Consider the following 26,511-nt stretch of genomic DNA (forward strand, 5'->3'; position numbering starts at 1 on the left):
TTGGTTAACCTTCAAGCTTTATTTCATTGGCAGGAGTGGCTATGGCTATGGACTTGACCAGCGCATTGCTCGGTCTGGCGGGCGCTGCGCTGCCGTTACTGGTACTGGCCTGGCAACTTCAGCGGCGAGCGAGCGCCACGCAGTCAGAGGTTGCACTGCTGGAAGAGCGTCTGGCCACGGCCCATCTGGCTCAGGATGGATTGAACGCGCAACTCGAAGCCTGTCGCGATGAAATCGGTGATCTGGGCCAGGCCAACGCCGCCAAACAAGCCGACCTGGCCGCCGTGCGCCGTGAAGTCGAATTGCTGCAGATCGAACGTGACGACGCACGCGACGCCGCTCACGCCTGGAATCTGGAACGCGCCGGCAAAGAGGCTGAATTACGTCGTCTGGACGCCCAGGCCGCTTCGCTCAACGCCGAGCTGCGTGAGCAGCAGGAAAGCCATCAGCAGCGCCTCAGCGACCTGCAGGGCTCGCGAGATGAGTTACGTGCCCAGTTCGCCGAGCTGGCCGGCAAGATCTTCGACGAGCGCGAGCAGCGCTTTGCCGAAACCAGTCAACAACGCCTTGGTCAGTTGCTCGATCCGTTGAAAGAACGCATCCAGTCCTTCGAAAAACGCGTCGAGGAAAGCTATCAGGCTGAAGCCCGCGAACGTTTTTCCCTGGCCAAGGAGCTGGAGCGGCTGCAACAGCTGAACCTGCGCCTGAGCGACGAAGCCACCAACCTGACCCGCGCCTTGAAAGGCCAGAAAACCCAAGGCAACTGGGGTGAGCTGATTCTTGAACGAGTGCTTGAACACGCGGGCCTGGAGAAGGGGCGCGAGTACCAGACCCAGGTCAACCTCAAGGGCCCGGACGGTGAGCGTTTCCAGCCGGATGTGATCATTTATCTGCCGGGCGACAAGCAGGTGGTGGTCGACTCCAAGGTCAGCCTCACGGCCTATCAGCAATACGTCGCGGCCGAAGACGATGCCATCGGCCAGATCGCCATCAAGCAGCACGTGCTGTCCCTGCGCACTCACGTCAAAGGGTTGGCTGGCAAGGATTACAAGCGTCTCGACGGTTTGCACAGCCTGGATTTCGTCCTGCTTTTCGTACCGATCGAAGCGGCGTTTTCCGCCGCATTGCAGGCTGAGCCGACGCTGTTTCAGGAAGCCTTCGACCGCAACATCGTGATCGTCAGCCCGACCACGTTGCTGGCGACCCTGCGCGTCATCGACAGCCTGTGGAAGCAGGAGCGCCAGAGCCAGAACGCCCGGGAAATCGCCGAGCGGGCCGGGTGGCTGTATGACAAGTTCGTGTTGTTCATCCAGGATCTGGATGAAGTTGGCAATCGCTTACAGCAACTGGATAAAGCCTACAGCTCTGCGCGCAATAAGCTGACAGAAGGCCGAGGCAATCTGGTCAGCCGCAGCGAGCAGCTCAAATTGCTTGGTGCGCGGGCGAGCAAGAGTCTGCCGGCAGACTTGCTGGAACGGGCGATGACCGATGTGGATGGGTTGGCTGAGTTGCCGGAGTAAGCCGAAAAGCTTCGTCGGAGCGCCGCCCGGAGCAAGCTCGCTCCCACAGTTGACCGAGTTCTTCCAGATAGAATGCAGTTCAATGTGGGAGCGAGCTTGCTCGCGATGGCGGCAGTTGCACCACGACAAGGTTCAGCCCTTGCGCGCTACAACGGCAAATGCCGACTCAGCAACGCCCGCAACGCCGCCGGTTTCACCGGTTTGGCCAGATAATCCAGCCCTGCCGCATGCACTTGGGCCACCGTCTCCGGTCGCCCATCGGCGCTGATCACAACCCCTGGCACTGGCTCACCCAATCGGGTTCGCAGCCATGCCATCAGTTCGGTCCCGGTCTCGCCATCGTCCAGGTGGTAATCCACCAGCGCCAATTGCGGTCGCATCCCATCGCTGAGCAACGCCGCGCATTCATCGCGGTTGCGCGCCGTCCAGACCTGACAACCCCAGCGCGTGAGCAAGCTGTTCATGCCAATCAGGATGCTGTCTTCGTTGTCGATGCACAGCACCTGCGAGCCGCTCAGCAATTTGCCATTGAGTTCGGCGGTCTTGGCCGGCAGTGCCGCTTGAGCACGAGCCAACGGCACACTGACGCTGAACACGCTGCCGCGCCCCGGCCAGGAGCGTACGCGCAAGGTATGACCCAGCACGCGACACAACCCGTCGGCGATCGCCAGGCCCAGCCCCAGGCCTTTCTCAGCACGCGTCTGGTGGCTGTCGAGGCGTTTGAATTCTTCGAAAATGACCTGCTGTTTATCCACAGGAATGCCCGGACCACGGTCCCAGACTTCCAGGCACAGCTCGCCCTTGCGTCGGCGAACCCCTAGCAGCACCGGGCCTTTGGCGTAGCGGAAGGCATTGGTCAGGAAGTTCTGCAGGATTCGCCGTAGCAGTTTGATGTCGCTGTCGACGCGCAACGTACTGCCCCTGACGCGGAATTTCAGCCCCTGGTCGCGGGCCAGCGCCTTGAACTCGGCACCGAGGACATCGAACATCTCATTGAGCACGAACGGTTTGGGCTCAGGGGTGATCTTGCCGTTTTCCAGGCGGGAAATGTCCAGCAGATCGCTGATCAGATCCTCGGCCGAGCGCAGTGAAGTGTCCAGATGATGGACCAGTTTCTGCGCCTCGCCGGAGAGGCCGTCGTCTTGGTGGGAAAGGGCGGCCGAGAACAGTCGCGCAGCGTTCAACGGTTGCATCAAGTCGTGGCTGACCGCTGCCAGGAAACGGGTTTTCGACTGGTTGGCCGACTCCGCGGTGCCCTTGGCTTCGGTCAGGGCGACGTTGAGTTGCGACAGTTCGTGGGTCCGCTCGGTGACCCGTCGCTCCAGGCCCTCGTTGGCTTCGGTCAGCGCTTGCTCAGCCTCGCGGAAGGCGGTGATGTCGGTGAAACTCATGACAAAACCGCCGCCCGGCATCGGGTTGCCGATCAGCTCGATCACACGGCCATTGGGGAAAAGTCTTTCAGAAGTATGGGCGCGGCCCTGGCGCATCCAGTGCAAGCGCCGTGCGACGTGCACTTCAGCTTCGCCGGGACCACAAAGACCGCGCTCGGCGTTGTAGCGAATGATGTCGGCAATCGGGCGGCCAAGCCTGATCAGCCCATCCGGGTAGTTGAACAGCTCCAGATAGCGCCGGTTCCAGGCCACCAGTTTCAGCGACTGGTCGACCACACTGATGCCCTGGGTAATGTTCTCGATTGCCCCTTGCAGCAGCGCGCGGTTGAATTGCAGCACTTCCGAGGCTTCGTCGGCGATTCGGACGACGTCCTCGAGTTGCATTTCCCGACCTTCGATGGCGGCTTTTACCACCGCCCGCGTCGAAGAAGCACCGAGCACACCGGCCAGCAAGCGTTCAGTGTGGGCGATCCATTCACCGTCGGCGTTCTGGTTCGGGTTGAAGCCTTTGCCCTGACGGTAAGCGAAGCGGATAAAACTCTGACGGGCGCGTTCTTCGCCGACGAAGCGTGCGGCCAGTTGCAGCAAATCGTCGATCTGCACCGACAGCATCGAACGGGCGCTGGGGCGGGCGCTGATTTCCTGACCGATGAAGCGACCCGCCTGCCAATGTTCCGAAACCCTCGTACGCGACAGCACCGAGACCCAGGCGAATAGCGTGAAGTTGGCTGCAAGCGACAACACCACGCCTTGGGTCAACGGGGTGAGCGGCAGTTTCAGCGGGTTGCTGTGCAACCAGGCCAGCCCCGGGAAACTGCTCAGGGACAGGCCCAGGCTATGGGCCGCTATCGGCAGAATCAGGGTGTAGAACCACAGGAACGTCCCGGCGGCGAGACCGGCGAACACACCGCGACGATTGGCCTGTTTCCAGTACAGCGCGCCGAGCATGGCCGGGGCCAGTTGGGTCACGGCGGCGAAAGCAATCTGGCCGATGGTCGCCAGGCTCGCCGTCGAGCCGAGCAGGCGATAACTGACGTAGGCCAGCAGCAGAATCACCACAATGCTCACTCGGCGCACCGAGAGCATCCATTGGCGGAACACTTCGAACGGCCGCTCGGCGTTGTTGCGCCGCAGCAACCATGGCAACAGCATGTCGTTGGAGACCATGGTCGACAACGCCACGCTGGCGACAATCACCATGCCGGTTGCCGCCGAGGCGCCACCGATAAACGCCAGCATCGCCAAGGCAGGATGGGATTGAGCGAGCGGCAGGCTGATGACAAAAGAGTCCGGCAGCACCGAGCTCGGCAGCAGCATCTGACCGGCGAGGGCGATGGGAACGACGAACAGCGCCGCCAGCGCCAGATAGGCTGGAAACACCCATTTGGCCAGGCGCAGATCCTGAGGGTCGATGTTTTCCACCACGGTCACGTGGAACTGCCGGGGCAGGCAGATGATTGCCATCATGGCCACGCCGGTCTGCACCACCATCGACGGCCAGTTGATGGTTTCCTTCCAGTATTCTTCCAGGCGCGGGGCGAGCATGGCCTGGTCGAACAGATCGTCGAAACCGTCGTACAGGCCGTAGGTCACGAACGCGCCGACCGCGAGAAACGCGAACAGCTTGACCAGCGATTCGAACGCAATCGCCAGCACCATGCCGCGGTGGTGCTCTGTGGCGTCGAGGTTGCGGGTACCGAAGACGATGGTGAACAGCGCCAGCACCAGCGACACGATCAGCGCCGTGTCCTGGGCGCGCGTGCCCATGGCGTCGGCTCCGGCGCCGATCAGCAAGTTCACCCCGAGCACGATGCCCTTGAGTTGCAGTGCGATGTAGGGCAACACGCCGACCAGGCAGATCAGCGCCACCACCACCGCCAGCGACTGGGATTTGCCATAACGCGCGGCGATGAAGTCGGCAATGGAGGTGATGTTCTCCTGCTTGCTGATCATCACCATTTTTTGCAGGACCCACGGTGCGCACACCAGCAGCAGGATCGGCCCGAGGTAGATCGGCAGGAAAGACCAGAGCTGTTCGGCGGCCTGGCCCACGGCACCAAAGAAGGTCCAACTGGTGCAATAGACGGCCAGCGACAGGCTGTACACCCAGGCGCGCACTCGCGGCGGCAACGGTGTGCTGCGACGGTCGCCGTAGAAGGCGATGGCGAACATGATGGCCATATAGGCCAGGGCGACGGCGGCGATCAGCCCGCTGGACAGCGACATGGGAACTCCAGACAAAAGACACCCGGGACTCCCGCCCGGACAGACAGTCTCGCACGATGACAGGGGTTAGTCAGTGTCGACCAAGGTCGCGGCGTGGCGGGGTGTCGCAGGCGGTGTGTCAGTGAGATCTTGGGTGTTTGTGCAGGTCTCATCGCGAGCAGGCTCGCTCCCACATTGGATCTATGTTGGGCACAAATTACGTGTCCACTGAAGATCAACTGTGGGAGCGAGCTTGCTCGCGATGGCGGTATTACTGACTCAGCGCAATCTCGATCAACCGATGCAACTCCTCAACCTCCAGCGGTACCGCTGAAAACAGGATACGAAACACCGTCGGCGCCGCCACCATGTTGATCAGTCGATCAACGTTCGGCTTCGGCTGATCGGGGTAACGATCCAGAATCGTCTGCAACTGCCCGCCAATGATCGTCGCGCAAAGGGCTGGCGTGGTGCTGCATTGCACGTCGCGCAAGATGTTGCGGCCGGGCTCGGAACTCATCTCGTCCAGATACTGCTCGGCCCAGGCGCGCACGTCACCGCGCAGGCTGCCGGTATTGGCCGGCTCGCTCTCGGGGCGCATGCGGGCGAGGGCGACATCCGCCAACAACACCGACAGATCGCCCCAACGCCGGTAGATAGTCGACGGTGTAACGCCGGCGCGCGCGGCGATTTGCGGGACGGTCACGGTGGTGCGGTCCTGCTCTTCGAGGAGATCGCGGACTGCCGAATGAACCGACTCTTGCACCCGGGCACTGCGGCCGCCGGGGCGTAAACCTTCTTTAATAGCCATGCATCGGACCTTAACACAAAGAATTTGCTTTAAGCGTCAGCCAGTCGCACACTCCGCAAAAGCAAAAAGTTAGCTTTTGCGGAGTGTATTTATGTCCAGTTCTACGTCTAATCGTTCAAGCCTGTGGTTCCTGGCGATCACCTTACTCAGTTTTCTCGCGGCGTCCACGGCGCCGACGCCGTTGTATCACTTGTACCAGGAACACCTGCAATTCTCGGCAGCGACCCTGACCCTGATTTTCGGCGTGTACGCCATCAGCTTGCTGGCGGCATTGCTCACGGTCGGTTCGCTCTCGGATTACCTGGGGCGCAAACCGGTGATCTTCACCGCTGTGATGTTGAACATGCTGGCGATGCTGTTGTTTATCAACGCAGACAGTGTCGCCTGGTTGATCAGCGCACGAGTGCTTCAGGGTTTTGCTACGGGAATGGCCACTGCCGTATTGAGTGCGGCGCTGTTGGACACCGATCGCCAGCAAGGGTCGCTGGTCAACAGTGTCGCGCCGTTGCTGGGCATGGCGTCGGGTGCCATGGGCTGCGGCTTATTGGCCGAGTTTGCGCCGTTGCCGTTGCAGTTGACCTATTGGGTGCTGTTCGCGCTGTTTGTGATGCAAGCGCTGTACGTTTGGCGTTTGCCGGAAAGCGTCAGTCCCCAACCGGGAGCCTGGGCCTCGCTGCGCCCGACACTGCATGTACCGATCCAGGCGCGGCGTGCGTTGTGGCTGGTGCTGCCGATCAACATCGCGGTGTGGGCACTCGGTGGTTTTTACGCTTCTTTGGCGCCGTCTCTGGTTCGCACGGCCACGGGATCGACCTCAAATCTGATTGGCGGTGCGACGGTGGCCGTGTTGACGGTGACCGGCGCGTTGATGATCTACACCTTGCGCGATCGGCCGGCCGACAAGGTGTTGCGATTGGGCGGCAGTCTGTTGCCCGTCGGCGTCGCGCTGATTTTGATGGCGGTGCACAGCGCCAGCCTGCCGCTGTTTTTCGTCGGGACGCTGATCGCCGGCTGCGGTTTCGGTGCCGGTTTCCTCGGTGCATTGCGCAGCGTCGTGCCGCTGGCCTTGCCCCATGAGCGGGCAGGGTTGATGTCGGCTTACTACGTGCTCAGTTATCTGGCTTTTTGCTTGCCGTCGTTGCTGGCCGGGAACTTGACCCGGACCTTTGGGCTGGTGGCCACCACCGATGGTTACGGCGCAGTGCTGATTACGCTCTCGGTCGGCGCGCTGCTCGCGTTGATGCGTCAGCAGTCCATGAAAGTCTGTGGCGTCGATGTTCGATGACCGCTAGCCTTGGCGTCGCCATTCATTTCGACGGACCGACGCATGAAAATCATCCGCAGCAAATCCTTCACCGCTGACCGTGCCTGGGGCGCTTTGGATATCGCCAACATGAACGGCATCACCACACGTTTGCACTGGACCGATCAGCCCTATAAATGGCACATCAATGATGGGCAAGAAGTGTTCGTGGTGCTGGATGGCGTCGTGCAGATGCGTTATCGCGAAGCAGGTCAGGAGAAAGAAGTGATGTTGGGTGTAGGCGATATTTTCTATGCCGACGTCGGTACCGAACACGTTGCCCATCCGCAGGGTGCGGCGAGAATCCTGGTGATCGAAACTGAAGGCAGCGTCTGACGCTATATCTGCAAAACAGATAACAGTTAGAGATATTACCCGTTATATAGATATTCGATTCGGATCTACCATGAGCTCCACCTCAACAGAGGACAGGAGTTCACCATGACGTGCCCCAACACTGCCCCAGCCGGTTTCAAACCTTTCAGTCATTTGCAGCATCCGCGTGAAGTCATCCGCCAGTTCACGCCGAACTGGTTCGCCGCCACCATGGGCACCGGTGTGCTGGCATTGGCGCTGGCGCAACTGCCTGGCGCAAATGCCGGTTTGCACGCGATTGCCGAAGCCCTTTGGCTGTTCAATATCGTGCTGTTCGTCTTGTTCACTGCGCTATACGCGGCGCGTTGGGCGCTGTTTTTCGATGAGGCGCGGCGGATTTTCGGCCACTCCACGGTCTCGATGTTTTTTGGCACCATTCCCATGGGCCTGGCGACCATCATTAATGGTTTCCTGGTGTTCGGTCTGCCGCGTTGGGGCGAGGGCGTGATTGATGTCGCCGAGGTGTTGTGGTGGCTGGATGTGGCGATGTCTGTGGCGTGCGGCGTGCTGATTCCCTACATGATGTTCACCCGTCAGGAACACAGCATCGACCAGATGACCGCCGTCTGGCTGTTGCCGGTGGTGGCGGCAGAGGTGGCGGCCGCCAGCGGTGGTCTGCTGGCGCCGCACCTGGCGGATGCCCATTCGCAACTGGTGGTGCTGGTGACCAGCTACGTGCTCTGGGCCTTTTCCCTGCCGGTTGCGTTCAGCATTCTGACCATTCTGTTGCTGCGCATGGCGCTGCATAAACTGCCTCACGAAAACATGGCCGCCTCCAGCTGGCTGGCGCTCGGCCCGATCGGTACCGGGGCGCTGGGCATGTTGCTGCTGGGCGCCGACGCACCGGCGATCTTCGCTGCCAACGGTCTGCCAGGCATTGGTGAAATCGCCGCAGGGCTGGGGTTGGTGGCCGGGATCACCCTGTGGGGTTTTGGTCTGTGGTGGATGCTGATCGCGGTGCTCATCACCCTGCGTTACCTGCGCGTCGGTATTCCGTTCAATCTCGGCTGGTGGGGTTTCACCTTCCCGTTGGGCGTCTATTCCCTGGCGACGTTGAAACTGGCCAGCACCTTGAGCCTGACGTTTTTCAGTGTCTTCGGCTGTGTGCTGGTGGTGTTGCTGGCGGTGATGTGGCTGATCGTCGCCAAACGGACAGTGCAGGGCGCCTGGCGGGGCGAGTTGTTTGTCTCGCCGTGCATTGCAGGATTAAACAAATAACCTGCAAAGTTTAGGTAATGTGTGGCCTGGATCGCCGTTGGATATTCCAATCACTGCATCCACGCCACTCTCTACCCAACATCAGGGACACATGGAAGATGAGTCACCCCTCACAGTTCACCTTGCTTCGCACCCGGCGCTTCCTGCCGTTCTTCGTCACGCAGTCGCTCGGGGCGTTCAACGACAACATCTTCAAGCAGTCGCTGATACTCGCCATTCTCTACAAGTTGACCATCGAGGGTGACCGCTCGATTTGGGTCAACCTGTGTGCGCTGCTGTTCATTCTGCCGTTCTTTCTGTTCTCGGCGCTGGCCGGGCAGTTCGGGGAGAAGTTCGCCAAGGACGCGTTGATTCGTCTGATCAAGCTCGGGGAAATCGCCATCATGGCGGTCGGCGCGGTCGGTTTCATGTTCGATCACCTGTCGCTGATGCTGGTGGCGCTGTTTGCCATGGGCACTCACTCGGCGCTGTTCGGGCCGGTGAAATACTCGATCCTGCCCCAGGCGTTGCGAGACGAAGAACTGGTGGGTGGCAACGGTCTGGTGGAAATGGGCACCTTCCTGGCGATCCTCGCCGGGACCATCGGCGCCGGGATCATGATGTCCTCCAGTCATTACGCGCCGATCGTCTCCACGGCGATCATCGGTGTTGCGGTGCTTGGCTACCTGGCCAGTCGCAGCATTCCACGGGCCGCGGCCGCCTCCCCGGAAATGCGTCTGAACTGGAACATTTTCAGCCAGTCCTGGGCCACTTTGAAACTGGGCTTGGGGCAGACCCCAGCGGTGTCACGCTCGATTGTCGGCAACTCGTGGTTCTGGTTTGTCGGGGCGATTTATCTGACGCAGATCCCGGCCTATGCCAAGGAGTGGATGCACGGCGACGAAACCGTGGTGACGCTGATTCTGACGGTGTTCTCGGTCGGTATCGCACTCGGTTCGATGCTCTGCGAGAAACTGTCCGGTCGCAAAGTCGAGATCGGTCTGGTGCCGTTTGGCTCGTTCGGTCTGACGGTGTTTGGTTTGCTGCTGTGGTGGCATTCCGGTGGAATTCCGGACAGCGTTACAGGTCATGGCTGGATCGAAGTCCTGGGTTTTGGCCACGCCTGGCTGGTGTTGATCGACATTCTGGGGCTTGGGGTTTTCGGCGGTTTCTACATCGTGCCGCTGTACGCGCTGATTCAGTCTCGTACCCCCGAGAACGAGCGGGCGCGGGTGATTGCCGCCAACAATATTCTCAACGCGCTGTTCATGGTGGTGTCGGCGATTGTCTCGATCGTTTTGCTGAGCCTGGTCAAGCTGTCGATCCCGCAGCTGTTCCTGGTGGTGTCGCTGCTGAACATCGGCGTCAACGCCTACATCTTCAGCATCGTCCCCGAGTTCAGCATGCGTTTCATGATCTGGCTGCTCAGCCATTCCATGTACCGCGTGGAGCATCGCAATCTGCAACTGATTCCCGATGAAGGCGCGGCGTTGCTGGTGTGCAATCACGTGTCCTTCGTCGACGCCTTGCTGATTGGCGGCGCGGTGCGTCGGCCGATTCGCTTTGTGATGTATTACAAGATCTACAACTTGCCGGTGCTGAACTTTATCTTTCGCACGGCCGGGACCATTCCGATCGCGGGACGTCAGGAAGACATTCAGATCTACGAAAAAGCCTTCACGCGCATTGCTCAGTATCTGAAGGACGGCGAGTTGGTGTGCATCTTCCCTGAGGGCAAATTGACTGCCGATGGCGAGATCAACGAGTTCAAAGGCGGGCTGACGCGGATTCTCGAAGAGACGCCGGTGCCGGTGATTCCGTTGGCATTGCAGGGTTTGTGGGGGAGTTTCTTCAGCCGCGATCCGCAAAAGGGCGTGTTTCGCCGGTTGTGGTCACGGGTGACGCTGGTGGCAGGGCCTGCGGTGCCGGTTGAGGCGGCAGAGCCAGCCAGGTTGCAAGGGATGGTGGGGGAATTGCGCGGCGCTGTGCGCTAATTCCTTTCGGTGCGGGCCGCTAACCAAGCGTGCCCGCTCTGGGCATTCAACCCGCCATCGCCAACCGGTTACGTCCCTCGCGCTTGGCCACATACAACGCACTGTCGGCCCGTCGCAACAGGCTGTCGGCAGACTCGCCGGGCAATAGCGTCGAGCAGCCAAGGCTGACCGTCAGCTCGATCGAATGGCCGTCGGCCGAATATTCCTCTGCCTGCACTGCAAATCGTAGCCGTTCGCCAACCATGGCTGCCGCCTCACGACTCGTGTTGGACAGCAGGATCAGGAACTCCTCGCCACCAAAGCGGAAGACCATGTCCACGTTGCGCAACTGGTTTTTGATCGAGGCTGCAACGGCCTTGAGCACGTCATCGCCGGCGCTGTGTCCGTGGGTGTCGTTGATGTGTTTGAAGTGATCGATGTCCAGCATCAGCAGCGACAGGGGTTGCAGATGCCGACGTGACATCTCGATTTCCCGTTGCAGGGTCTGATCCATGGCGATGCGGTTGCCGGTGTCCGTGAGCGGATCGCGCAAGGCGCTTTGGGTCGCGGCGCGGTAAAGCAAGGCATTGCGCATCGGATACAGCAATGCGGACAGCAGCGACTCGAGATTGCCTTGTTCCTGCTCACTGAACCGTTGATTGCGGCGGAATACCAGTTCACCCAGCTGCTCGCCTTCATGGCTGAGGCTGTAGCTGATCGAATGATGGCCGCGCAGGCCGAACTCCAGGCGCAAGTCGCTGGACGTGTGCTCGTACGTCAAGGCGTCAAGCGGTACAAGTTGCTGAATCTCACGGAAGAAGAGCCCGAGAATGCGTTGCGGCTCAAGACTGGTTTGCAACAGCAGGCTCAACTTCTGGCGCAGTTGCGCAAGGTTGGCAGGCCTCTCCTGAAGAGGAGGCTGCTGACCAAAGCCCAGGCGTTGCAATTTGGCAGCATCGAAGTCAATTGCGTTGGTCTGGGAAGGTGATTTCATTATGTCGTGCGCCCCTAAGCAGTAAGGCTGTCTTACAGGCTGGGTGAGAGCGGCTTTGGGCTGCGCGTCATACTGGTCCATCAGTCCCGTAGGACATTTGGCGCAAGTTTAGTCCGCTTTGCCGACGATAAGTAACCTGTCGGCTCAGGCGTCCGCCCTGTCTGCTTTCACACTGCGTGTCTGAGCAAATTTAGAGCGAAAGTCGTGCCATTCGGTTCCGTCGGATAAAAAACGTTCTAAATCAATGTGTTGAAGCTGTTGTTGAAGAATGCTGTCGCGTTCGGTGACAGTTGTTTGACTTGTGATGGGGGGGTTACGACGCACTTTGAGTGCCGCGACGGGAAGCTGTCGCGGCACAAAAGCGACGCGCGGGCGTTACTGAGCGTTGAACGCCTGGCCGTTGATGCCGGTGCTGTCCGGGCCCATCAGGTAGAGGTAGACCGGCATGATCTCCTCGGGCGTCGGGTTGTTCAGCGGGTTTTCACCCGGGTAAGCCTGGGCGCGCATGCTGGTGCGGGTGGCGCCCGGGTTGATGCTGTTGGAGCGCACCGGTGCCACGGTGTCGACTTCGTCGGCCAGGGTTTGCATCAAGCCTTCGGTGGCGAATTTGGACACGCCATAAGCGCCCCAATACGCGCGACCCTTGCGGCCGGCGCTGCTGGAGGTGAACACCACCGAAGCATCCTGCGACAGCTTGAGCAGCGGCAACAGGGTGCTGGTGAGCATGAACATGGCGTTGACGTTGACGTGCATGACGCGCATGAAGTTTTCGCCGGACAGTTGCTCGATCGGTGTACGCGGGCCAACGATCGACGCGTTGTGCAGCAAACCGTCGAGATGGCCGAATTCGGTTTCGATCATCGCTGCCAGCTCATCGTATTGATGGGGCAGGGCGGTTTCCAGGTTGAACGGGATCACGGCCGGTTGTGGATGGCCGGCGGCTTCGATTTCGTCGTAGATTTGAGTCAGGTTGGCTTCGGTCTTGCCCAGCAGCAGCACGGTGGCGCCGTGTGCGGCGAAGGTTTTTGCGGCGGCAGCGCCGATGCCACGGCCAGCGCCGGTGACCAGGATGACCCGGTCCTTGAGCAATTCTGGGCGGGCGGAATAATCAAACATAAGAAACCTCTACAAAAATTCTTCAGGCCAAGCGCCAACCCTGTGGGAGCGAGCCCCTTGGATGCGGTGCACCTGCAAAAGCGGCTCAGCAGCTACATAGCGCGCTATCGAGCACCTTGCGCAACTCCAGCGGATGATCGACCACCACATCCGCACCCCAATGCCGCGGGTTATCGTCTGGATGAATGTAGCCATAGGTCACGGCGGCCGTCTTGGTGCCGGCATCGCGACCGGATTCGATATCGCGCAGGTCATCACCCACAAACAGCACGCTGGCCGGGTCCAGGTCGAGCATCTTGCACGCCAGGATCAACGGCTCGGGGTCCGGTTTGCTGTTCTTCACATGGTCCGGGCAGATCAACAGCGCCGAGCGCTCGGCCAGGCCAAGCTGCTGCATGATCGGCTCGGCGAACCGCAGCGGCTTGTTGGTGACCACGCCCCAGATCAGGTTGGCCTTCTCGATGTCGGCCAGCAGTTCGCCCATGCCGTCGAAGAGTTTGCTGTGAACCGCGCAACCGGCGAGGTAACGCTCCAGGAACTCCAGGCGTAATTCCTCGAAACCTGGTGATTCCGGGTCCATGGAGAAGGTCACGGCGACCATCGCCTTGGCGCCGCCGGAGATCTCGTCGCGAATGTGTTTGTCGTTCATCGGCGGCAAGCCGCGATCGGCGCGCATCGCCTGACAGATCGCAATGAAGTCCGGCGCGGTGTCGAGCAGGGTGCCGTCCATGTCGAAAAGAACTGCTCTGATACGCATCGGCTTACTCCTCGCGCAGGGTCTGGATCATGTAGTTGACGTCCACGTCGGAGGCCAGTTTGTAGTGCTTGGTCAGCGGGTTGTAGGTCAGGCCGATGATGTCCTTGACGGTCAAGCCGGCCATGCGACTCCAGGCACCCAGCTCGGACGGGCGGATGAATTTCTTGAAGTCGTGGGTGCCGCGCGGCAGCAGCTTCATGATGTATTCCGCGCCGACGATGGCGAACAGGTACGCCTTCGGGTTGCGGTTGATGGTGGAGAAGAACACCTGGCCGCCGGGCTTGACCATGCGGAAGCAGGCGCGGATCACCGAGGATGGATCCGGCACGTGCTCGAGCATTTCCAGGCACGTGACCACGTCGAACTGCTCGGGCATTTCTTCAGCCAGCGCTTCGGCGGTGATCTGCCGGTATTCGACGCTCACGCCGGATTCCAGTTGATGCAGTTGCGCGACCGCCAGCGGCGCTTCGCCCATGTCGATGCCCATCACGGTGGCGCCGCGCTGGGCCATGGCTTCGCTGAGAATGCCGCCGCCGCAACCGACGTCGAGGACTTTCTTGCCGGCCAGCTTGACCCGCTCGTCAATCCAGTTGACCCGCAGCGGGTTGATGTCGTGCAGCGGTTTGAACTCGCTTTCGCGGTCCCACCAGCGATGGGCCAGGGCTTCGAATTTGGCGATTTCGGCGTAGTCGACGTTGCTCATGGTTAAGTCCTCTAAAACTTGAAAAATCCTGTTGCCCCGGTGGTTGGTCCGGGGGGCTTACGATTCGGTATGTCCGCTGATGCGCTGGCCCCAGGCCTTGGCGGTGGCGCAGAGCTGTTCTTCATCCAGACGAGTCAGGCGACGGTCGTCGAGCAGTTGCTTGCCGGCGACCCAAAGGTGTTTCACGCAATCACGGCCGGTGGCATATATAAGCTGCGAAACCGGGTCGTAGACCGGTTGCTGCGCCAGGCCGGAGAGGTCGAACGCGACGATGTCTGCTGCTTTGCCGACTTCCAGCGATCCCACTTCGGATTCAATGCCCAGCGCGCGAGCGCCATTGAGCGTGGCCATGCGCAGGGCGCGATGAGCGTCCAGTGCGGTGGCCGAGCCGGCGACGGCTTTGGCCAACAAGGCGGCGGTGCGGGTTTCGCCGAGCAGGTCCAGGTCGTTGTTGCTGGCTGCACCATCGGTGCCGATCGCCACATTGACGCCAGCCTGCCACAAGCGCTCCACCGGGCAGAACCCGCTGGCCAGCTTCAGGTTCGACTCCGGGCAATGAATCACGGTGGTGTTACTTTCTACCAGCAACACCAGGTCTTCATCGCTGATCTGAGTCATGTGAACGGCCTGGAAGCGCGGCCCCAGCAAGCCCAGACGCCCGAGGCGGGCCAATGGGCGTTCGCCGCACTGCTCGACGGACTGCTGCACTTCGAAGGCGGTTTCATGCACGTGCATATGGATCGAGGCGTCCAGTTCTTCGGCGATCACCCGGATTTTCTCCAGGTTCTCGTCACCCACGGTGTAGGGTGCGTGGGGGCCGAAGGTGACTTTGATACGCTCGTGGTGCTTGAGATCGTTGAACAGTTCGACGCCCTGACGAATGGCGTCGTCCGCCGTGCTGGCGCCCGGGATCGGGAAATCGAGGATCGGGATCGCGATTTGCGCGCGAATGCCGCTGTTATGCACGCGCTCGCTGGCAACCTTCGGGAAGAAATACATGTCAGAGAAACAGGTGATGCCACCTTTGATCTGCTCGGCGATCGCCAGGTCAGTGCCGTCACGGACGAACGCTTCATCGACCCACTTGGCTTCGGCCGGCCAAATGTGGTTTTCCAGCCAGGTCATCAGGGGCAGATCATCGGCCAAGCCACGGAACAGCGTCATCGCCGCATGACCGTGGGCATTGATCAAGCCAGGGCAGAGCAACATGTCCGGCAGTTCGCGGACTTCGGTTGCGTTAAGCTTCAGCGCAGTCGAGCGTGGGCCGATGAAGACGATGCGTCCGTCGCGGATGCCCAGGGCGTGCTCTTTGAGGACAACGCCAGCGGGTTCGACGGGTACCAGCCAGGTCGGCAGCAATAGCAAGTCGAGCGCAGCGGCAGTGTTCAGCATCGAGAGTCGGTTCCAGAGCTTTTGTAAAGGATGGCGAAGTATACCCGAGCGTCTTCGCAGGGGGATCGCTATAATCGACGGCTTTTGTTCATGAGTACGGGGTGACGGATGCGCGATCGACTGTTGGCTGCGGAGAAGGTGAAGGCCATCGATTGGCGTGATGGCGCCCTTTACCTGCTGGATCAGCGTATTTTGCCGTTCGAGGAAACCTGGATCGCCTACACCAGCGCTGCTGGCGTGGCCGAGGCCATTCGTTCGATGGTGGTGCGCGGCGCGCCGGCGATTGGCATCAGTGCCGCCTATGGTGTTGTGCTGGCGGCCCGCGCGCGGTTTGCCGAGGGCGGTGACTGGCAGGCGGCGCTGGAAGAGGATTTCGCGCTGCTGGCCGATTCCCGTCCGACCGCAGTCAACCTGTTCTGGGCCCTGGGCCGCATGCGCGACCGGCTTGAACGTCTGAAGCATCACGCCGATCCGCTGGCGGTGCTGGAGGCGGAGGCTATCGCCATTCACGAGAGTGATCGCGAAGCCAACCTGACCATGGCGCAACTGGGTGTGGACCTGATTCGCAAGCACCAGGGTAACGCCCAGGCGATTCTGACCCACTGCAACACCGGCGCTCTGGCCACCGGCGGCTTTGGCACGGCGCTCGGCGTCATTCGTGGCGCTTTCATTGAAGGCATGGTCGAGCGCGTCTATGCCGACGAAACCCGTCCATGGCTGCAAGGTTCGCGGCTGACCGCATGGGAACTGGCCAACGAAGGCATTCCCGTGACCGTCAATGCAGACTCCGCTGCGGCCCACATCATGAAAACCAAAGGCATTACCTGGGTGATCGTCGGCGCTGACCGGATCACCGCCAATGGCGACGTGGCCAACAAGATCGGCACCTATCAGCTGGCGGTCAACGCCATGCACCACGGCGTGCGCTTCATGGTGGTGGCGCCGAGTTCAACCATCGACATGAACCTGGCCAGCGGTGATGAGATCCCGATTGAAGAGCGCGATGGTCGCGAGTTGCTGGAAGTCGGCGGCAAGCGGGTCGGGGCGGATGTCGATGCGTTCAACCCGGTGTTCGACGTGACCCCGGCGGATTTGATCGATGCGATCGTCACAGAAAAAGGCATCGTCGAGCGCCCGGACACTGCGAAAATGGCGCAATTGATGTGTCGTAAGCGCCTGCATTAAAGATATTTGGCGCCTGATGAGGCCCCATCGCGAGCAAGCTCGCTCCCACACTGGACCGTGTCTAACTGAAGAACTCGGTCAAATGTGGGAGCGAGCTTGCTCGCGATAGGGCCCGCAAAGTCAACAAATCAGCCTGAAATCCTCATTCGACAACTCTCTAAGCCTCTCTCGTCCCCTTCAAGCCTGTCACCGGTCAACTAACTATGCTCCATGCGCATCAGGGGGATAGGTGCGTGGCGGCTCTTGTGATAACATCCGGCGGTTTCCAAGGTAGTCCGATGTGGCTGCCTTTACTGCGCAGATCCATGGCATAACTCGTTGATTTGTCGTAAGTCGGTGCATGGCACTCAGCCTGCAGCGGCGAGCTTCGTTCGTCCCATATGGATGTGACGAAGTTTCACCAGAAAAAGGAATCAGGCTTCTCATGGGCGAACTGGCCAAAGAAATCCTCCCGGTCAATATCGAAGACGAGCTGAAGCAGTCCTACCTCGACTACGCGATGAGCGTAATTGTCGGGCGGGCACTGCCGGATGCGCGCGATGGCTTGAAGCCCGTGCACCGGCGTGTGCTGTTCGCGATGAGCGAGCTGGGCAACGACTTCAACAAGCCGTACAAGAAATCTGCCCGTGTTGTCGGTGACGTGATCGGTAAGTATCACCCTCACGGTGATACCGCGGTGTACGACACCATCGTTCGGATGGCGCAGCCATTCTCGCTGCGTTACCTGCTGGTAGACGGTCAGGGCAACTTCGGTTCCGTGGACGGCGACAACGCCGCCGCCATGCGATACACCGAAGTGCGCATGACCAAGCTGGCGCACGAGCTGCTGGCTGACCTGCACAAAGAAACCGTGGACTGGGTGCCGAACTACGACGGCACCGAAATGATCCCGGCGGTCATGCCGACCCGTATTCCCAACCTGTTGGTCAACGGCTCCAGCGGTATCGCCGTGGGCATGGCGACCAACATCCCGCCGCACAACCTCGGTGAAGTCATCGACGGTTGCCTGGCACTCATCGACAACCCTGAGTTGACCATCGATGAGCTGATGCAATACATCCCCGGTCCGGACTTCCCGACCGCCGCGATCATCAACGGTCGCGCCGGCATCATCGAAGCCTACCGCACCGGTCGCGGCCGCATTTACATGCGCGCCCGCTCGATGATCGAAGACATCGACAAGGTCGGTGGCCGTCAGCAGATCGTCATCACCGAACTCCCTTACCAGCTGAACAAGGCCCGTCTGATCGAGAAGATCGCCGAGCTGGTAAAAGAGAAGAAGCTTGAAGGCATCACCGAACTGCGCGACGAGTCCGACAAGGACGGTATGCGCGTCGTGATCGAGCTGCGTCGCGGCGAAGTGCCTGAGGTGATCCTCAACAACCTCTACGCCCAGACCCAGCTGCAAGCGGTGTTCGGTATCAACATCGTCGCGCTGATCGACGGCCGTCCGCGGATCCTGAACCTCAAGGACCTGCTGGAAGCCTTCGTTCGTCACCGTCGCGAAGTCGTTACCCGCCGTACTGTGTTCGAACTGCGTAAAGCCCGCGAACGTGGCCATATTCTGGAAGGTCAAGCGGTTGCCCTGTCGAACATCGACCCGGTCATCGCGCTGATCAAAGCTTCGCCGACCCCGTCGGAAGCCAAGGAAGCGCTGATCAAGACGGCGTGGGAATCTTCCGCCGTGGTCGCAATGGTTGAGCGTGCCGGTGCCGATTCGTGCCGTCCAGAGACCCTGGACCCGCAATACGGTCTGCGCGAAGGCAAGTACTTCCTGTCGCCAGAACAGGCGCAAGCCATTCTGGAACTGCGTTTGCACCGCCTGACCGGCCTGGAACACGAAAAGCTGCTGGCCGAGTATCAAGAGATCCTCAACCAGATCGGCGAACTGATCCGCATCCTCAGCAGCGCCACGCGCCTGATGGAAGTGATCCGCGAAGAACTGGAAGTGATCCGCGCCGAATACGGCGACGTGCGCCGTACCGAGATTCTCGATGCCCGTCTCGACCTGACCCTGGGTGACATGATCCCGGAAGAAGAGCGCGTCGTGACCATCTCCCACGGTGGCTACGCCAAGACCCAGCCATTGGCTGCGTACCAGGCTCAGCGTCGTGGCGGCAAAGGCAAATCGGCTACTGGCGTGAAGGATGAGGATTACATCGCTCACCTGCTGGTCGCCAACAGCCACACCACGCTGCTGCTGTTCTCCAGCAAAGGCAAAGTGTACTGGCTGAAAACCTACGAAATCCCGGAAGCGTCCCGCGCTGCCCGTGGTCGTCCGCTGGTCAACCTGCTGCCGCTGGACAGTGATGAATACATCACCACCATGCTGCCGGTCGACGAATACACCGAAGGTCACTTCATCTTCATGGCCACTGCCAAAGGCACCGTGAAGAAGACCCCGCTGGAATCCTTCAGCCGTCAACGCAGCGTCGGTCTGATCGCGCTGGAGCTGGACGAAGGTGACGTACTGATTTCTGCCGCCATTACCGATGGCGAGCGCGAAGTCATGCTGTTCTCCGACGGCGGCAAGGTCACTCGCTTCAAGGAAACTGACGTTCGCGCCATGGGCCGTACCGCTCGCGGTGTCCGCGGCATGCGTCTGCCAGAAGGCCAGAAGCTGATTTCCATGCTGATCCCGGAAGAAGGCAGCCAGATCCTGACCGCTTCGGCCCGTGGTTTCGGCAAGCGTACGGCGATCACCGAGTTCCCTGAGTACAAACGTGGTGGTCAGGGCGTTATCGCCATGGTCAGCAACGACCGTAACGGCCGTCTGGTCGGTGCAGTCCAGGTGCTCGACGGCGAGGAAATCATGCTGATTTCCGACCAGGGCACACTGGTTCGTACTCGTGTCGACGAAGTCTCCAGCCTGGGTCGTAACACCCAGGGCGTGACCCTCATCAAACTGGCCAGCGATGAAACGCTGGTAGGTCTGGAGCGGGTTCAGGAGCCGTCGGAAGTCGAAGGTGAAGAGCTGGAAGAAGGTGAAGAGGGTGCAGTGTTCGACGGCGAAGTCGTAATCGACGACGTTGTTGAAGATCAGCAACTCGACGCCGCCGCTGACGAAGAACCGCAGGAATAAGCGGACAGACAGGGGGCGGATGAGAATTCGCCCCCTTGTTGTTTGTCCTGTATGAAAATATCGACACCCTTGGAGTCCTTTGTAGGAGTGAGCCTGCTCGCGATGCAGGCGCCGCGGTATGTCTGACACATCGCGGTGATGCAATCGCGAGCAGGCTCACTCCTACAAAAGCTGTGCTTCAGCAGGGGCTCCGTGTCGATTGATGTTGTGATTTATTGCGTGATACCACCAAATCAGAGCGAGATTGGATGTGAGCAAGAGAGCCTATAACTTCTGTGCCGGTCCTGCGGCACTTCCCGAAGCTGTCCTGCAGCGCGCCCAGGGTGAACTCCTTGATTGGCACGGCAAGGGCCTGTCGGTCATGGAGATGAGCCATCGCAGTGATGAGTTCGTGTCCATCGCCACCAAGGCCGAGCAGGATCTGCGTGATCTGCTGAATATCCCCTCGAACTATAAAGTGCTGTTTCTGCAAGGTGGCGCCAGCCAGCAATTTGCTCAGATTCCTCTGAACCTGTTGCCGGAAAGCGGCACCGCCGACTATATCGACACCGGTATCTGGTCGCAGAAAGCCATCGAAGAAGCTTCGCGCTACGGAAACGTCAACGTTGCCGCTACCGCCAAGCCTTACGACTATTTCGCTATTCCCGGTCAGAACGAATGGAACCTGTCGAAAGACGCGGCCTACGTTCACTACGCGCCGAACGAAACCATCGGCGGCCTGGAATTCAACTGGGTTCCGGAAACCGGTGACGTCCCGCTGGTCGCCGACATGTCTTCCGACATTCTCTCGCGTCCGATCGATGTTTCGCGCTTCGGCATGATCTACGCCGGCGCCCAGAAGAACATCGGCCCGAGCGGCATCGTCGTCAACATCGTTCGCGAAGACCTGCTGGGTCACGCCCGTTCCCTGTGCCCGACCATGCTCAACTACAAGGTCGCGGCCGACAACGGCTCGATGTACAACACCCCGCCAACCCTGGCCTGGTACCTCTCGGGTCTGGTATTCGAGTGGCTGAAGGAGCAGGGTGGTGTTGAAGCCATCGGCAAGCTCAATGAAGTGAAACAGCGCACGCTGTACGACTTCATCGACGCCAGCGGCTTGTACAGCAACCCGATCAACAAGTCGGATCGCTCGTGGATGAACGTGCCGTTCCGCCTGGCTGACGACCGTCTCGACAAGCCATTCCTGGTCGGTGCCGAAGAGCGTGGCCTGTTGAACCTCAAGGGTCACCGTTCCGTGGGTGGCATGCGTGCCTCCATCTATAACGCCGTCGACATCGTTGCGGTCAACGCACTGATTTCGTACATGGCAGAGTTCGAGAAGGAACACGGCTAATGTCTGAGCAAGAACTCAAGGCACTGCGCCTGCGCATTGATGCCCTGGACGAGAAAGTCCTGGAGCTGATCAGTGAGCGCGCACGCTGCGCCCAGGAAGTTGCGCGAGTAAAGATGGCCTCGCTGGCCGAAGGCGAAGTGCCGGTGTTCTATCGTCCTGAGCGTGAAGCTCAGGTGCTCAAGCGCGTGATGGAGCGTAACCAGGGGCCGCTGGGCAACGAAGAGATGGCGCGGCTGTTCCGCGAAATCATGTCCTCGTGCCTGGCCCTCGAGCAGCCGCTGAAAGTGGCGTACCTCGGCCCTGAAGGCACCTTCACCCAAGCGGCGGCCATGAAACACTTCGGCCACGCGGTGATCAGCAAGCCGATGGCGGCGATCGACGAAGTGTTCCGTGAAGTGGCGGCCGGTGCGGTGAACTTTGGCGTGGTGCCGGTGGAAAACTCCACCGAGGGCGCGGTCAACCACACCCTCGACAGCTTCCTCGAACACGACATGGTGATCTGTGGCGAAGTCGAGCTGCGGATTCACCACCACCTGTTGGTTGGTGAAAACACCAAGACCGACAGCATCAGCCGCATCTATTCCCATGCCCAGTCCCTGGCCCAGTGCCGCAAGTGGCTGGACGCGCATTACCCGAATGTCGAGCGCGTGGCGGTGTCCAGCAACGCCGAAGCGGCCAAGCGGGTCAAGGGTGAGTGGAACTCGGCGGCAATTGCCGGCGACATGGCCGCAGGCTTGTACGGGCTGACCCGTCTGGCCGAGAAAATCGAGGATCGCCCGGACAACTCCACGCGATTCCTGATGATCGGCAGCCAGGAAGTACCGCCGACCGGCGACGACAAGACGTCGATCATCGTCTCCATGAGCAACAAACCCGGCGCTCTTCACGAGTTGCTGGTGCCGTTCCACGACAACGGCATCGACCTGACGCGAATCGAGACGCGTCCGTCGCGCAGCGGTAAATGGACCTACGTGTTCTTCATCGACTTCGTCGGCCACCACCGCGACCCGCTGGTCAAAGGTGTGTTGGAAAAGATCAGTCAGGAAGCAGTGGCACTCAAAGTGCTGGGTTCCTACCCGAAAGCAGTTCTCTAAGGGCGGTAGCAAATGAGTGGTGACTTCCTCGCTCTGGCACAGCCGGGCGTGCAACAACTTTCGCCTTACGTTCCGGGCAAGCCCGTGGACGAACTGGCGCGCGAGCTGAACATCGATCCGGCCAGCATCGTCAAACTGGCCAGCAACGAAAACCCGTTGGGCGCCAGTCCCAAGGCTCTGGCGGCGATTCACGAAGCGCTGGCCGAACTGACCCGCTATCCGGACGGCAACGGTTTTGCGCTCAAGACCCTGCTGGCCGATCAGTGCCGCGTCGAGCTCAATCAGGTGACGTTGGGCAACGGTTCCAACGACATTCTGGAACTGGTCGCTCGCGCCTATCTGGCGCCGGGTCTGAACGCGGTGTTCAGCGAGCACGCGTTTGCGGTCTACCCGATCGTCACGCAAGCCGTCGGCGCTACGGCCAAAGTGATCCCGGCCAAAGACTGGGGTCATGATTTGTCGGGCATGCTGGCCGCGATCGATGCCGATACCCGCGTGGTGTTCATCGCCAACCCGAACAACCCGACCGGGACCTGGTTTGGCGCCGAAGCGCTGGACGAATTCCTGCAGGACGTACCGGAACACGTGCTGGTGGTGCTGGACGAGGCCTACATCGAATACGCCGAAGGCAGCGACTTGCCGGATGGCCTGGATTACCTGGCGGCTTACCCGAACCTGCTGGTTTCGCGCACGTTCTCCAAGGCCTATGGCCTGGCGGCGTTGCGGGTCGGCTATGGCTTGTCCACTGCGGTGGTTGCGGATGTGCTGAACCGCGTGCGTCAGCCGTTCAACGTCAACAGCCTGGCCCTGGCCGCTGCGTGTGCTGCGCTGCAAGACGCCGAGTACCTGGCTGAAAGCCGTCGCCTGAATGAATCCGGCATGCAACAACTGGAAGCGGGTTTCCGTGAGCTGGGGTTGAGCTGGATTCCGTCCAAGGGCAACTTCATCTGCGTCGATCTGGGCCGTGTTGCGGCGCCGGTCTTCCAGGGCTTGCTGCGCGAAGGCGTGATCGTGCGTCCGGTGGCCAACTACGGCATGCCGAACCACCTGCGCATCACCATCGGTTTGCCGGCTGAAAACAGCCGCTTCCTTGAGGCGCTGACCAAGGTTCTGGCTCGTGGTTGATGTCACTGCACTGCAATCTGCTGAACCTATGATCGGTCGCCTGGTGGTGGTCGGTCTGGGGCTGATCGGCGGTTCGTTTGCCAAGGGTTTGCGTGAAAGCGGCTTGTGTCGCGAAGTGGTCGGGGTCGACCTCGATCCGCAGTCGCGCAAACTGGCGGTTGAATTGGGTGTGGTGGATCGCTGCGAAGAAGACCTGGCCGCTGCTTGCCAGGGCGCCGACGTGATTCAGTTGGCCGTACCGATCCTTGCCATGGAAAAAATGCTCGGCCGCTTGGCCAGCATGGATCTGGGGCAAGCGATTCTGACTGACGTCGGCAGCGCCAAAGGCAATGTGGTGCGGGCGGCAACCGAGGCGTTTGGCGGCATGCCGGCGCGTTTCGTGCCGGGGCATCCGATTGCCGGTTCCGAGCAGAGCGGGGTGGAAGCCTCTAACTCAGAGCTGTTCCGTCGCCATAAAGTGATTCTGACACCGCTGGATCAGACTGATCCGGCAGCCCTGGCAGTGGTCGACCGGTTGTGGCGCGAATTGGGCGCCGATGTCGAGCACATGCAGGTCGAGCGTCATGACGAAGTGTTGGCGGCGACCAGCCACTTGCCGCACTTGTTGGCGTTCGGTTTGGTCGATTCGTTGGCCAAGCGCAATGAAAACCTTGAGATCTTCCGTTACGCTGCCGGCGGTTTCCGCGATTTCACAAGAATTGCGGGTAGCGACCCGGTCATGTGGCACGACATCTTCCTCGCCAACCGCGAAGCTGTCCTGCGCACACTCGATACATTTCGCAGCGACCTCGACGCCTTGCGCGACGCGGTCGATGCAGGGGATGGGCACCAATTGTTGGGCGTGTTCACTCGCGCCCGGGTTGCCCGCGAACATTTCAGTAAAATCCTGGCCCGCCGGGCTTATGTGGACGCTATGAATTCCAACGACCTGATTTTCCTGGCACAACCTGGTGGCCGCCTGACTGGGCGGATTCGAGTACCGGGCGACAAATCGATTTCCCACCGTTCGATCATGCTCGGCTCCCTGGCTGAAGGCGTTACCGAAGTGGAAGGTTTCCTCGAGGGCGAAGACGCCCTGGCAACCTTGCAGGCCTTCCGCGACATGGGCGTCGTGATCGAAGGTCCGCACCACGGTCGCGTGACCATTCACGGCGTCGGCCTGCATGGCTTGAAGCCTGCGCCGGGCCCGATCTATCTGGGCAACTCCGGCACGTCGATGCGTCTGCTGTCTGGCCTGTTGGCTGCGCAGAACTTCGACAGCACGCTGACAGGTGATGCTTCGCTGTCCAAGCGTCCGATGAATCGCGTGGCCAATCCGCTGCGTGAAATGGGCGCCGTGATCGAGACCGCGGCTGAAGGTCGTCCACCGATGACCATTCGTGGCGGCAACAAGCTCAAAGGCCTGACTTACACCATGCCAATGGCCAGTGCCCAGGTTAAATCCTGCCTGCTGCTGGCGGGTTTGTACGCCGAAGGCAAGACCACCGTCACCGAGCCGGCGCCAACCCGCGACCACACCGAGCGCATGCTGCGTGGCTTCGGCTACCCAGTCACCGTCAACGGTGCGACCGCTTCGGTCGAGTCCGGCCACAAGCTGACCGCGACCCACATTGAAGTGCCGGGCGACATCTCGTCGTCGGCGTTCTTCCTGGTGGCCGCGTCGATCGCCGAAGGTTCGGAGCTGGTGCTTGAGCACGTCGGCATCAACCCGACCCGTACCGGTGTGATCGACATCCTGCGTCTGATGGGCGCTGATATCACCCTGGAAAACCAGCGTGAAGTTGGCGGTGAGCCAGTAGCTGATCTGCGCGTACGTGCAGCTAAACTCAAAGGTATCGAGATTCCCGAGGCGCTGGTTCCACTGGCCATCGACGAATTCCCGGTGCTGTTCGTGGCTGCCGCCTGTGCCGAAGGGCGCACCATCCTGCGTGGCGCCGAAGAGCTGCGGGTTAAAGAGTCGGACCGAATTCAGGTCATGGCGGATGGCTTGCTGGCGCTTGGCGTCAAATGCGAGCCGACCCCGGACGGCATCATCATCGACGGCGGCCAGATCGGCGGCGGCGAAGTGCACGGTCACGGCGATCACCGGATTGCTATGGCCTTCAGCGTGGCTTCGTTGCGCGCCACTGCACCGATCCGCATCCATGATTGTGCCAACGTCGCGACGTCGTTCCCGAACTTCCTCGCGCTGTGCGCGCAGGTCGGTATCCGTGTTGCACAAGAGGCTCAGTCGTGATTATCAAGCCACCGGTCATCACCATCGACGGGCCTAGCGGTTCGGGCAAAGGCACTATTGCCGGGATTCTGGCCAAGCGTCTGGGCTGGTGCCTGCTGGATTCCGGTGCGCTGTACCGTCTGCTGGCATTCGCCGCGCGTAACCATGGCGTCGATCTGACCAATGAAGAGTCGCTGAAGCTGCTGGCCGCTCATCTGGACGTGCAGTTCGTCGGGGCGACCGAAGGTCATCCGCAGCGGATCATTCTCGAAGGTGACGATGTCACTGATGATTTGCGCAACGAACAAGTCGGCGCCTGGGCTTCCCAGGTCGCTGCGCTGCCGGCGGTGCGTGATGCGCTGCTCCAGCGCCAGCGGGCGTTTCAGGAAGCTCCGGGTCTGGTGGCCGATGGTCGCGACATGGGCACGGTGGTTTTCCCGGATGCACCGCTGAAGATATTCCTCACTGCCAGTGCCGAGGAGCGTGCGCGCCGTCGATACTTGCAGTTGAAGGGCAAAGTCGATGGTGTTAGTCTGTCGAGTCTGCTAGATGAGATACGTGTCCGCGATGAGCGTGACACCCAGCGAGCGGTAGCCCCGCTCAAGCCGGCGGCTGACGCCATACAGCTGGATTCCACGGAATTATCCATCGATCAGGTGCTGGAACGCATCATGAGCGAGATCGCCATTCGCGATATCGCCGGGTGACCAAGAAACTCCGTAGGGGACCAGTCATAG

At 60.6% G+C, this 26,511-nt stretch carries 19 protein-coding genes; 12 read left to right on the forward strand and 7 right to left on the reverse strand.

What is annotated here, in order from left to right; all coding sequences use genetic code 11:
• Positions 1 to 155 precede the first annotated feature (155 nt).
• Positions 156 to 1,520 carry a DNA recombination protein RmuC gene (locus AC3IUE_RS09030; RefSeq protein WP_177338876.1) on the forward strand — a complete coding sequence of 455 codons (1,365 nt, stop codon included), beginning with the start codon at positions 156 to 158 and terminating at the stop codon, positions 1,518 to 1,520.
• Between the two features lie 146 nt (positions 1,521 to 1,666).
• Here the strand turns inward: AC3IUE_RS09030 and AC3IUE_RS09035 are convergent, their stop codons facing one another.
• Both AC3IUE_RS09035 and AC3IUE_RS09040 read right to left on the reverse strand, forming a co-directional pair.
• Positions 1,667 to 5,137, reverse strand: coding sequence for a hybrid sensor histidine kinase/response regulator (locus tag AC3IUE_RS09035; RefSeq protein ID WP_056744053.1), 3,471 nt, complete (start codon positions 5,135 to 5,137; stop codon positions 1,667 to 1,669).
• A 250-nt stretch (positions 5,138 to 5,387) separates the two neighbouring features.
• On the reverse strand, positions 5,388 to 5,927 hold the full coding sequence (locus tag AC3IUE_RS09040; protein ID WP_489266827.1) for a TetR/AcrR family transcriptional regulator: 540 nt from the start codon (positions 5,925 to 5,927) through the stop codon (positions 5,388 to 5,390).
• Between the two features lie 91 nt (positions 5,928 to 6,018).
• Between AC3IUE_RS09040 and AC3IUE_RS09045 the strand changes: the two genes are divergently transcribed.
• The 4 genes from AC3IUE_RS09045 to AC3IUE_RS09060 all read left to right on the forward strand — a co-directional run bounded on the left by AC3IUE_RS09045 (position 6,019) and on the right by AC3IUE_RS09060 (position 10,796).
• The gene (locus tag AC3IUE_RS09045) at positions 6,019 to 7,212 is read left to right on the forward strand and encodes an MFS transporter (protein ID WP_489266829.1); all 1,194 of its coding nucleotides are present in this window, start codon (positions 6,019 to 6,021) and stop codon (positions 7,210 to 7,212) included.
• A 42-nt stretch (positions 7,213 to 7,254) separates the two neighbouring features.
• On the forward strand, positions 7,255 to 7,566 hold the full coding sequence (locus tag AC3IUE_RS09050; protein ID WP_046047998.1) for a cupin domain-containing protein: 312 nt from the start codon (positions 7,255 to 7,257) through the stop codon (positions 7,564 to 7,566).
• 105 nt (positions 7,567 to 7,671) lie between these two features.
• Complete coding sequence (locus AC3IUE_RS09055) at positions 7,672 to 8,823, forward strand: TDT family transporter (protein ID WP_489266831.1); 1,152 nt, start codon at positions 7,672 to 7,674, stop codon at positions 8,821 to 8,823.
• A gap of 98 nt (positions 8,824 to 8,921) precedes the next feature.
• Positions 8,922 to 10,796, forward strand: a complete 1,875-nt coding sequence (locus tag AC3IUE_RS09060; protein WP_489266833.1) for an MFS transporter — start codon at positions 8,922 to 8,924, stop codon at positions 10,794 to 10,796.
• A 46-nt stretch (positions 10,797 to 10,842) separates the two neighbouring features.
• On the opposite strand, the gene AC3IUE_RS09065 is transcribed toward AC3IUE_RS09060, so the two are convergent.
• The 5 genes from AC3IUE_RS09065 to AC3IUE_RS09085 form a co-directional block, all read right to left on the reverse strand.
• Complete coding sequence (locus AC3IUE_RS09065; RefSeq protein WP_056744065.1) at positions 10,843 to 11,769, reverse strand: GGDEF domain-containing protein; 927 nt, start codon at positions 11,767 to 11,769, stop codon at positions 10,843 to 10,845.
• Between the two features lie 375 nt (positions 11,770 to 12,144).
• The gene (locus AC3IUE_RS09070; protein ID WP_489266836.1) at positions 12,145 to 12,885 is read right to left on the reverse strand and encodes a YciK family oxidoreductase; all 741 of its coding nucleotides are present in this window, start codon (positions 12,883 to 12,885) and stop codon (positions 12,145 to 12,147) included.
• A gap of 85 nt (positions 12,886 to 12,970) precedes the next feature.
• On the reverse strand, positions 12,971 to 13,642 hold the full coding sequence (gene mupP, locus AC3IUE_RS09075) for an N-acetylmuramic acid 6-phosphate phosphatase MupP (protein ID WP_056744070.1): 672 nt from the start codon (positions 13,640 to 13,642) through the stop codon (positions 12,971 to 12,973).
• 4 nt (positions 13,643 to 13,646) lie between these two features.
• On the reverse strand, positions 13,647 to 14,345 hold the full coding sequence (gene ubiG, locus AC3IUE_RS09080; protein ID WP_056744072.1) for a bifunctional 2-polyprenyl-6-hydroxyphenol methylase/3-demethylubiquinol 3-O-methyltransferase UbiG: 699 nt from the start codon (positions 14,343 to 14,345) through the stop codon (positions 13,647 to 13,649).
• A gap of 57 nt (positions 14,346 to 14,402) precedes the next feature.
• Positions 14,403 to 15,737 (reverse strand): TRZ/ATZ family hydrolase, encoded by a 1,335-nt coding sequence (locus tag AC3IUE_RS09085; protein ID WP_489266839.1) that lies wholly within the window; start codon positions 15,735 to 15,737, stop codon positions 14,403 to 14,405.
• Between the two features lie 108 nt (positions 15,738 to 15,845).
• On the opposite strand from AC3IUE_RS09085, the gene mtnA reads away from it, so the two are divergent.
• The 7 genes from mtnA (at position 15,846) to cmk (ending at position 26,481) form a co-directional block, all read left to right on the forward strand.
• On the forward strand, positions 15,846 to 16,922 hold the full coding sequence (mtnA, locus tag AC3IUE_RS09090; RefSeq protein WP_489266841.1) for an S-methyl-5-thioribose-1-phosphate isomerase: 1,077 nt from the start codon (positions 15,846 to 15,848) through the stop codon (positions 16,920 to 16,922).
• A 424-nt stretch (positions 16,923 to 17,346) separates the two neighbouring features.
• Complete coding sequence (gyrA, locus tag AC3IUE_RS09095; RefSeq protein WP_008148713.1) at positions 17,347 to 20,004, forward strand: DNA gyrase subunit A; 2,658 nt, start codon at positions 17,347 to 17,349, stop codon at positions 20,002 to 20,004.
• 250 nt (positions 20,005 to 20,254) lie between these two features.
• A complete protein-coding gene (gene serC / locus AC3IUE_RS09100) occupies positions 20,255 to 21,340 on the forward strand; it encodes a 3-phosphoserine/phosphohydroxythreonine transaminase (RefSeq protein WP_056744078.1) in 1,086 nt (361 codons plus the stop codon).
• On the forward strand, positions 21,340 to 22,434 hold the full coding sequence (pheA, locus tag AC3IUE_RS09105) for a prephenate dehydratase (protein ID WP_007899727.1): 1,095 nt from the start codon (positions 21,340 to 21,342) through the stop codon (positions 22,432 to 22,434). Before serC ends, pheA begins: the two co-directional genes overlap by 1 nt.
• Before the next feature lie 12 nt (positions 22,435 to 22,446).
• On the forward strand, positions 22,447 to 23,559 hold the full coding sequence (gene hisC, locus AC3IUE_RS09110; protein ID WP_056744080.1) for a histidinol-phosphate transaminase: 1,113 nt from the start codon (positions 22,447 to 22,449) through the stop codon (positions 23,557 to 23,559).
• Between the two features lie 28 nt (positions 23,560 to 23,587).
• Complete coding sequence (locus tag AC3IUE_RS09115) at positions 23,588 to 25,795, forward strand: bifunctional prephenate dehydrogenase/3-phosphoshikimate 1-carboxyvinyltransferase (RefSeq protein WP_489268773.1); 2,208 nt, start codon at positions 23,588 to 23,590, stop codon at positions 25,793 to 25,795.
• Complete coding sequence (gene cmk / locus AC3IUE_RS09120) at positions 25,792 to 26,481, forward strand: (d)CMP kinase (protein ID WP_008148720.1); 690 nt, start codon at positions 25,792 to 25,794, stop codon at positions 26,479 to 26,481. Before AC3IUE_RS09115 ends, cmk begins: the two co-directional genes overlap by 4 nt.
• Positions 26,482 to 26,511 lie beyond the last annotated feature (30 nt).

It is taken from the genome of Pseudomonas sp. GL_093, assembly GCF_057837605.1.

Excerpts from the sequence above, each read along its gene's own strand:
- AC3IUE_RS09035 (WP_056744053.1), bottom strand. The coding sequence starts at position 5,137 with ATGTCGCTGTCCAGCGGGCTGATCGCCGCCGTCGCCCTGGCCTATATG.
- AC3IUE_RS09040 (WP_489266827.1), bottom strand. The coding sequence starts at position 5,927 with ATGGCTATTAAAGAAGGTTTACGCCCCGGCGGCCGCAGTGCCCGGGTG.
- AC3IUE_RS09045 (WP_489266829.1), top strand. The coding sequence starts at position 6,019 with ATGTCCAGTTCTACGTCTAATCGTTCAAGCCTGTGGTTCCTGGCGATC.
- AC3IUE_RS09050 (WP_046047998.1), top strand. The coding sequence starts at position 7,255 with ATGAAAATCATCCGCAGCAAATCCTTCACCGCTGACCGTGCCTGGGGC.
- AC3IUE_RS09055 (WP_489266831.1), top strand. The coding sequence starts at position 7,672 with ATGACGTGCCCCAACACTGCCCCAGCCGGTTTCAAACCTTTCAGTCAT.
- AC3IUE_RS09060 (WP_489266833.1), top strand. The coding sequence starts at position 8,922 with ATGAGTCACCCCTCACAGTTCACCTTGCTTCGCACCCGGCGCTTCCTG.
- AC3IUE_RS09065 (WP_056744065.1), bottom strand. The coding sequence starts at position 11,769 with ATGAAATCACCTTCCCAGACCAACGCAATTGACTTCGATGCTGCCAAA.
- AC3IUE_RS09070 (WP_489266836.1), bottom strand. The coding sequence starts at position 12,885 with ATGTTTGATTATTCCGCCCGCCCAGAATTGCTCAAGGACCGGGTCATC.
- mupP (WP_056744070.1), bottom strand. The coding sequence starts at position 13,642 with ATGCGTATCAGAGCAGTTCTTTTCGACATGGACGGCACCCTGCTCGAC.
- ubiG (WP_056744072.1), bottom strand. The coding sequence starts at position 14,345 with ATGAGCAACGTCGACTACGCCGAAATCGCCAAATTCGAAGCCCTGGCC.
- AC3IUE_RS09085 (WP_489266839.1), bottom strand. The coding sequence starts at position 15,737 with ATGCTGAACACTGCCGCTGCGCTCGACTTGCTATTGCTGCCGACCTGG.
- mtnA (WP_489266841.1), top strand. The coding sequence starts at position 15,846 with ATGCGCGATCGACTGTTGGCTGCGGAGAAGGTGAAGGCCATCGATTGG.
- gyrA (WP_008148713.1), top strand. The coding sequence starts at position 17,347 with ATGGGCGAACTGGCCAAAGAAATCCTCCCGGTCAATATCGAAGACGAG.
- pheA (WP_007899727.1), top strand. The coding sequence starts at position 21,340 with ATGTCTGAGCAAGAACTCAAGGCACTGCGCCTGCGCATTGATGCCCTG.
- hisC (WP_056744080.1), top strand. The coding sequence starts at position 22,447 with ATGAGTGGTGACTTCCTCGCTCTGGCACAGCCGGGCGTGCAACAACTT.
- AC3IUE_RS09115 (WP_489268773.1), top strand. The coding sequence starts at position 23,588 with ATGATCGGTCGCCTGGTGGTGGTCGGTCTGGGGCTGATCGGCGGTTCG.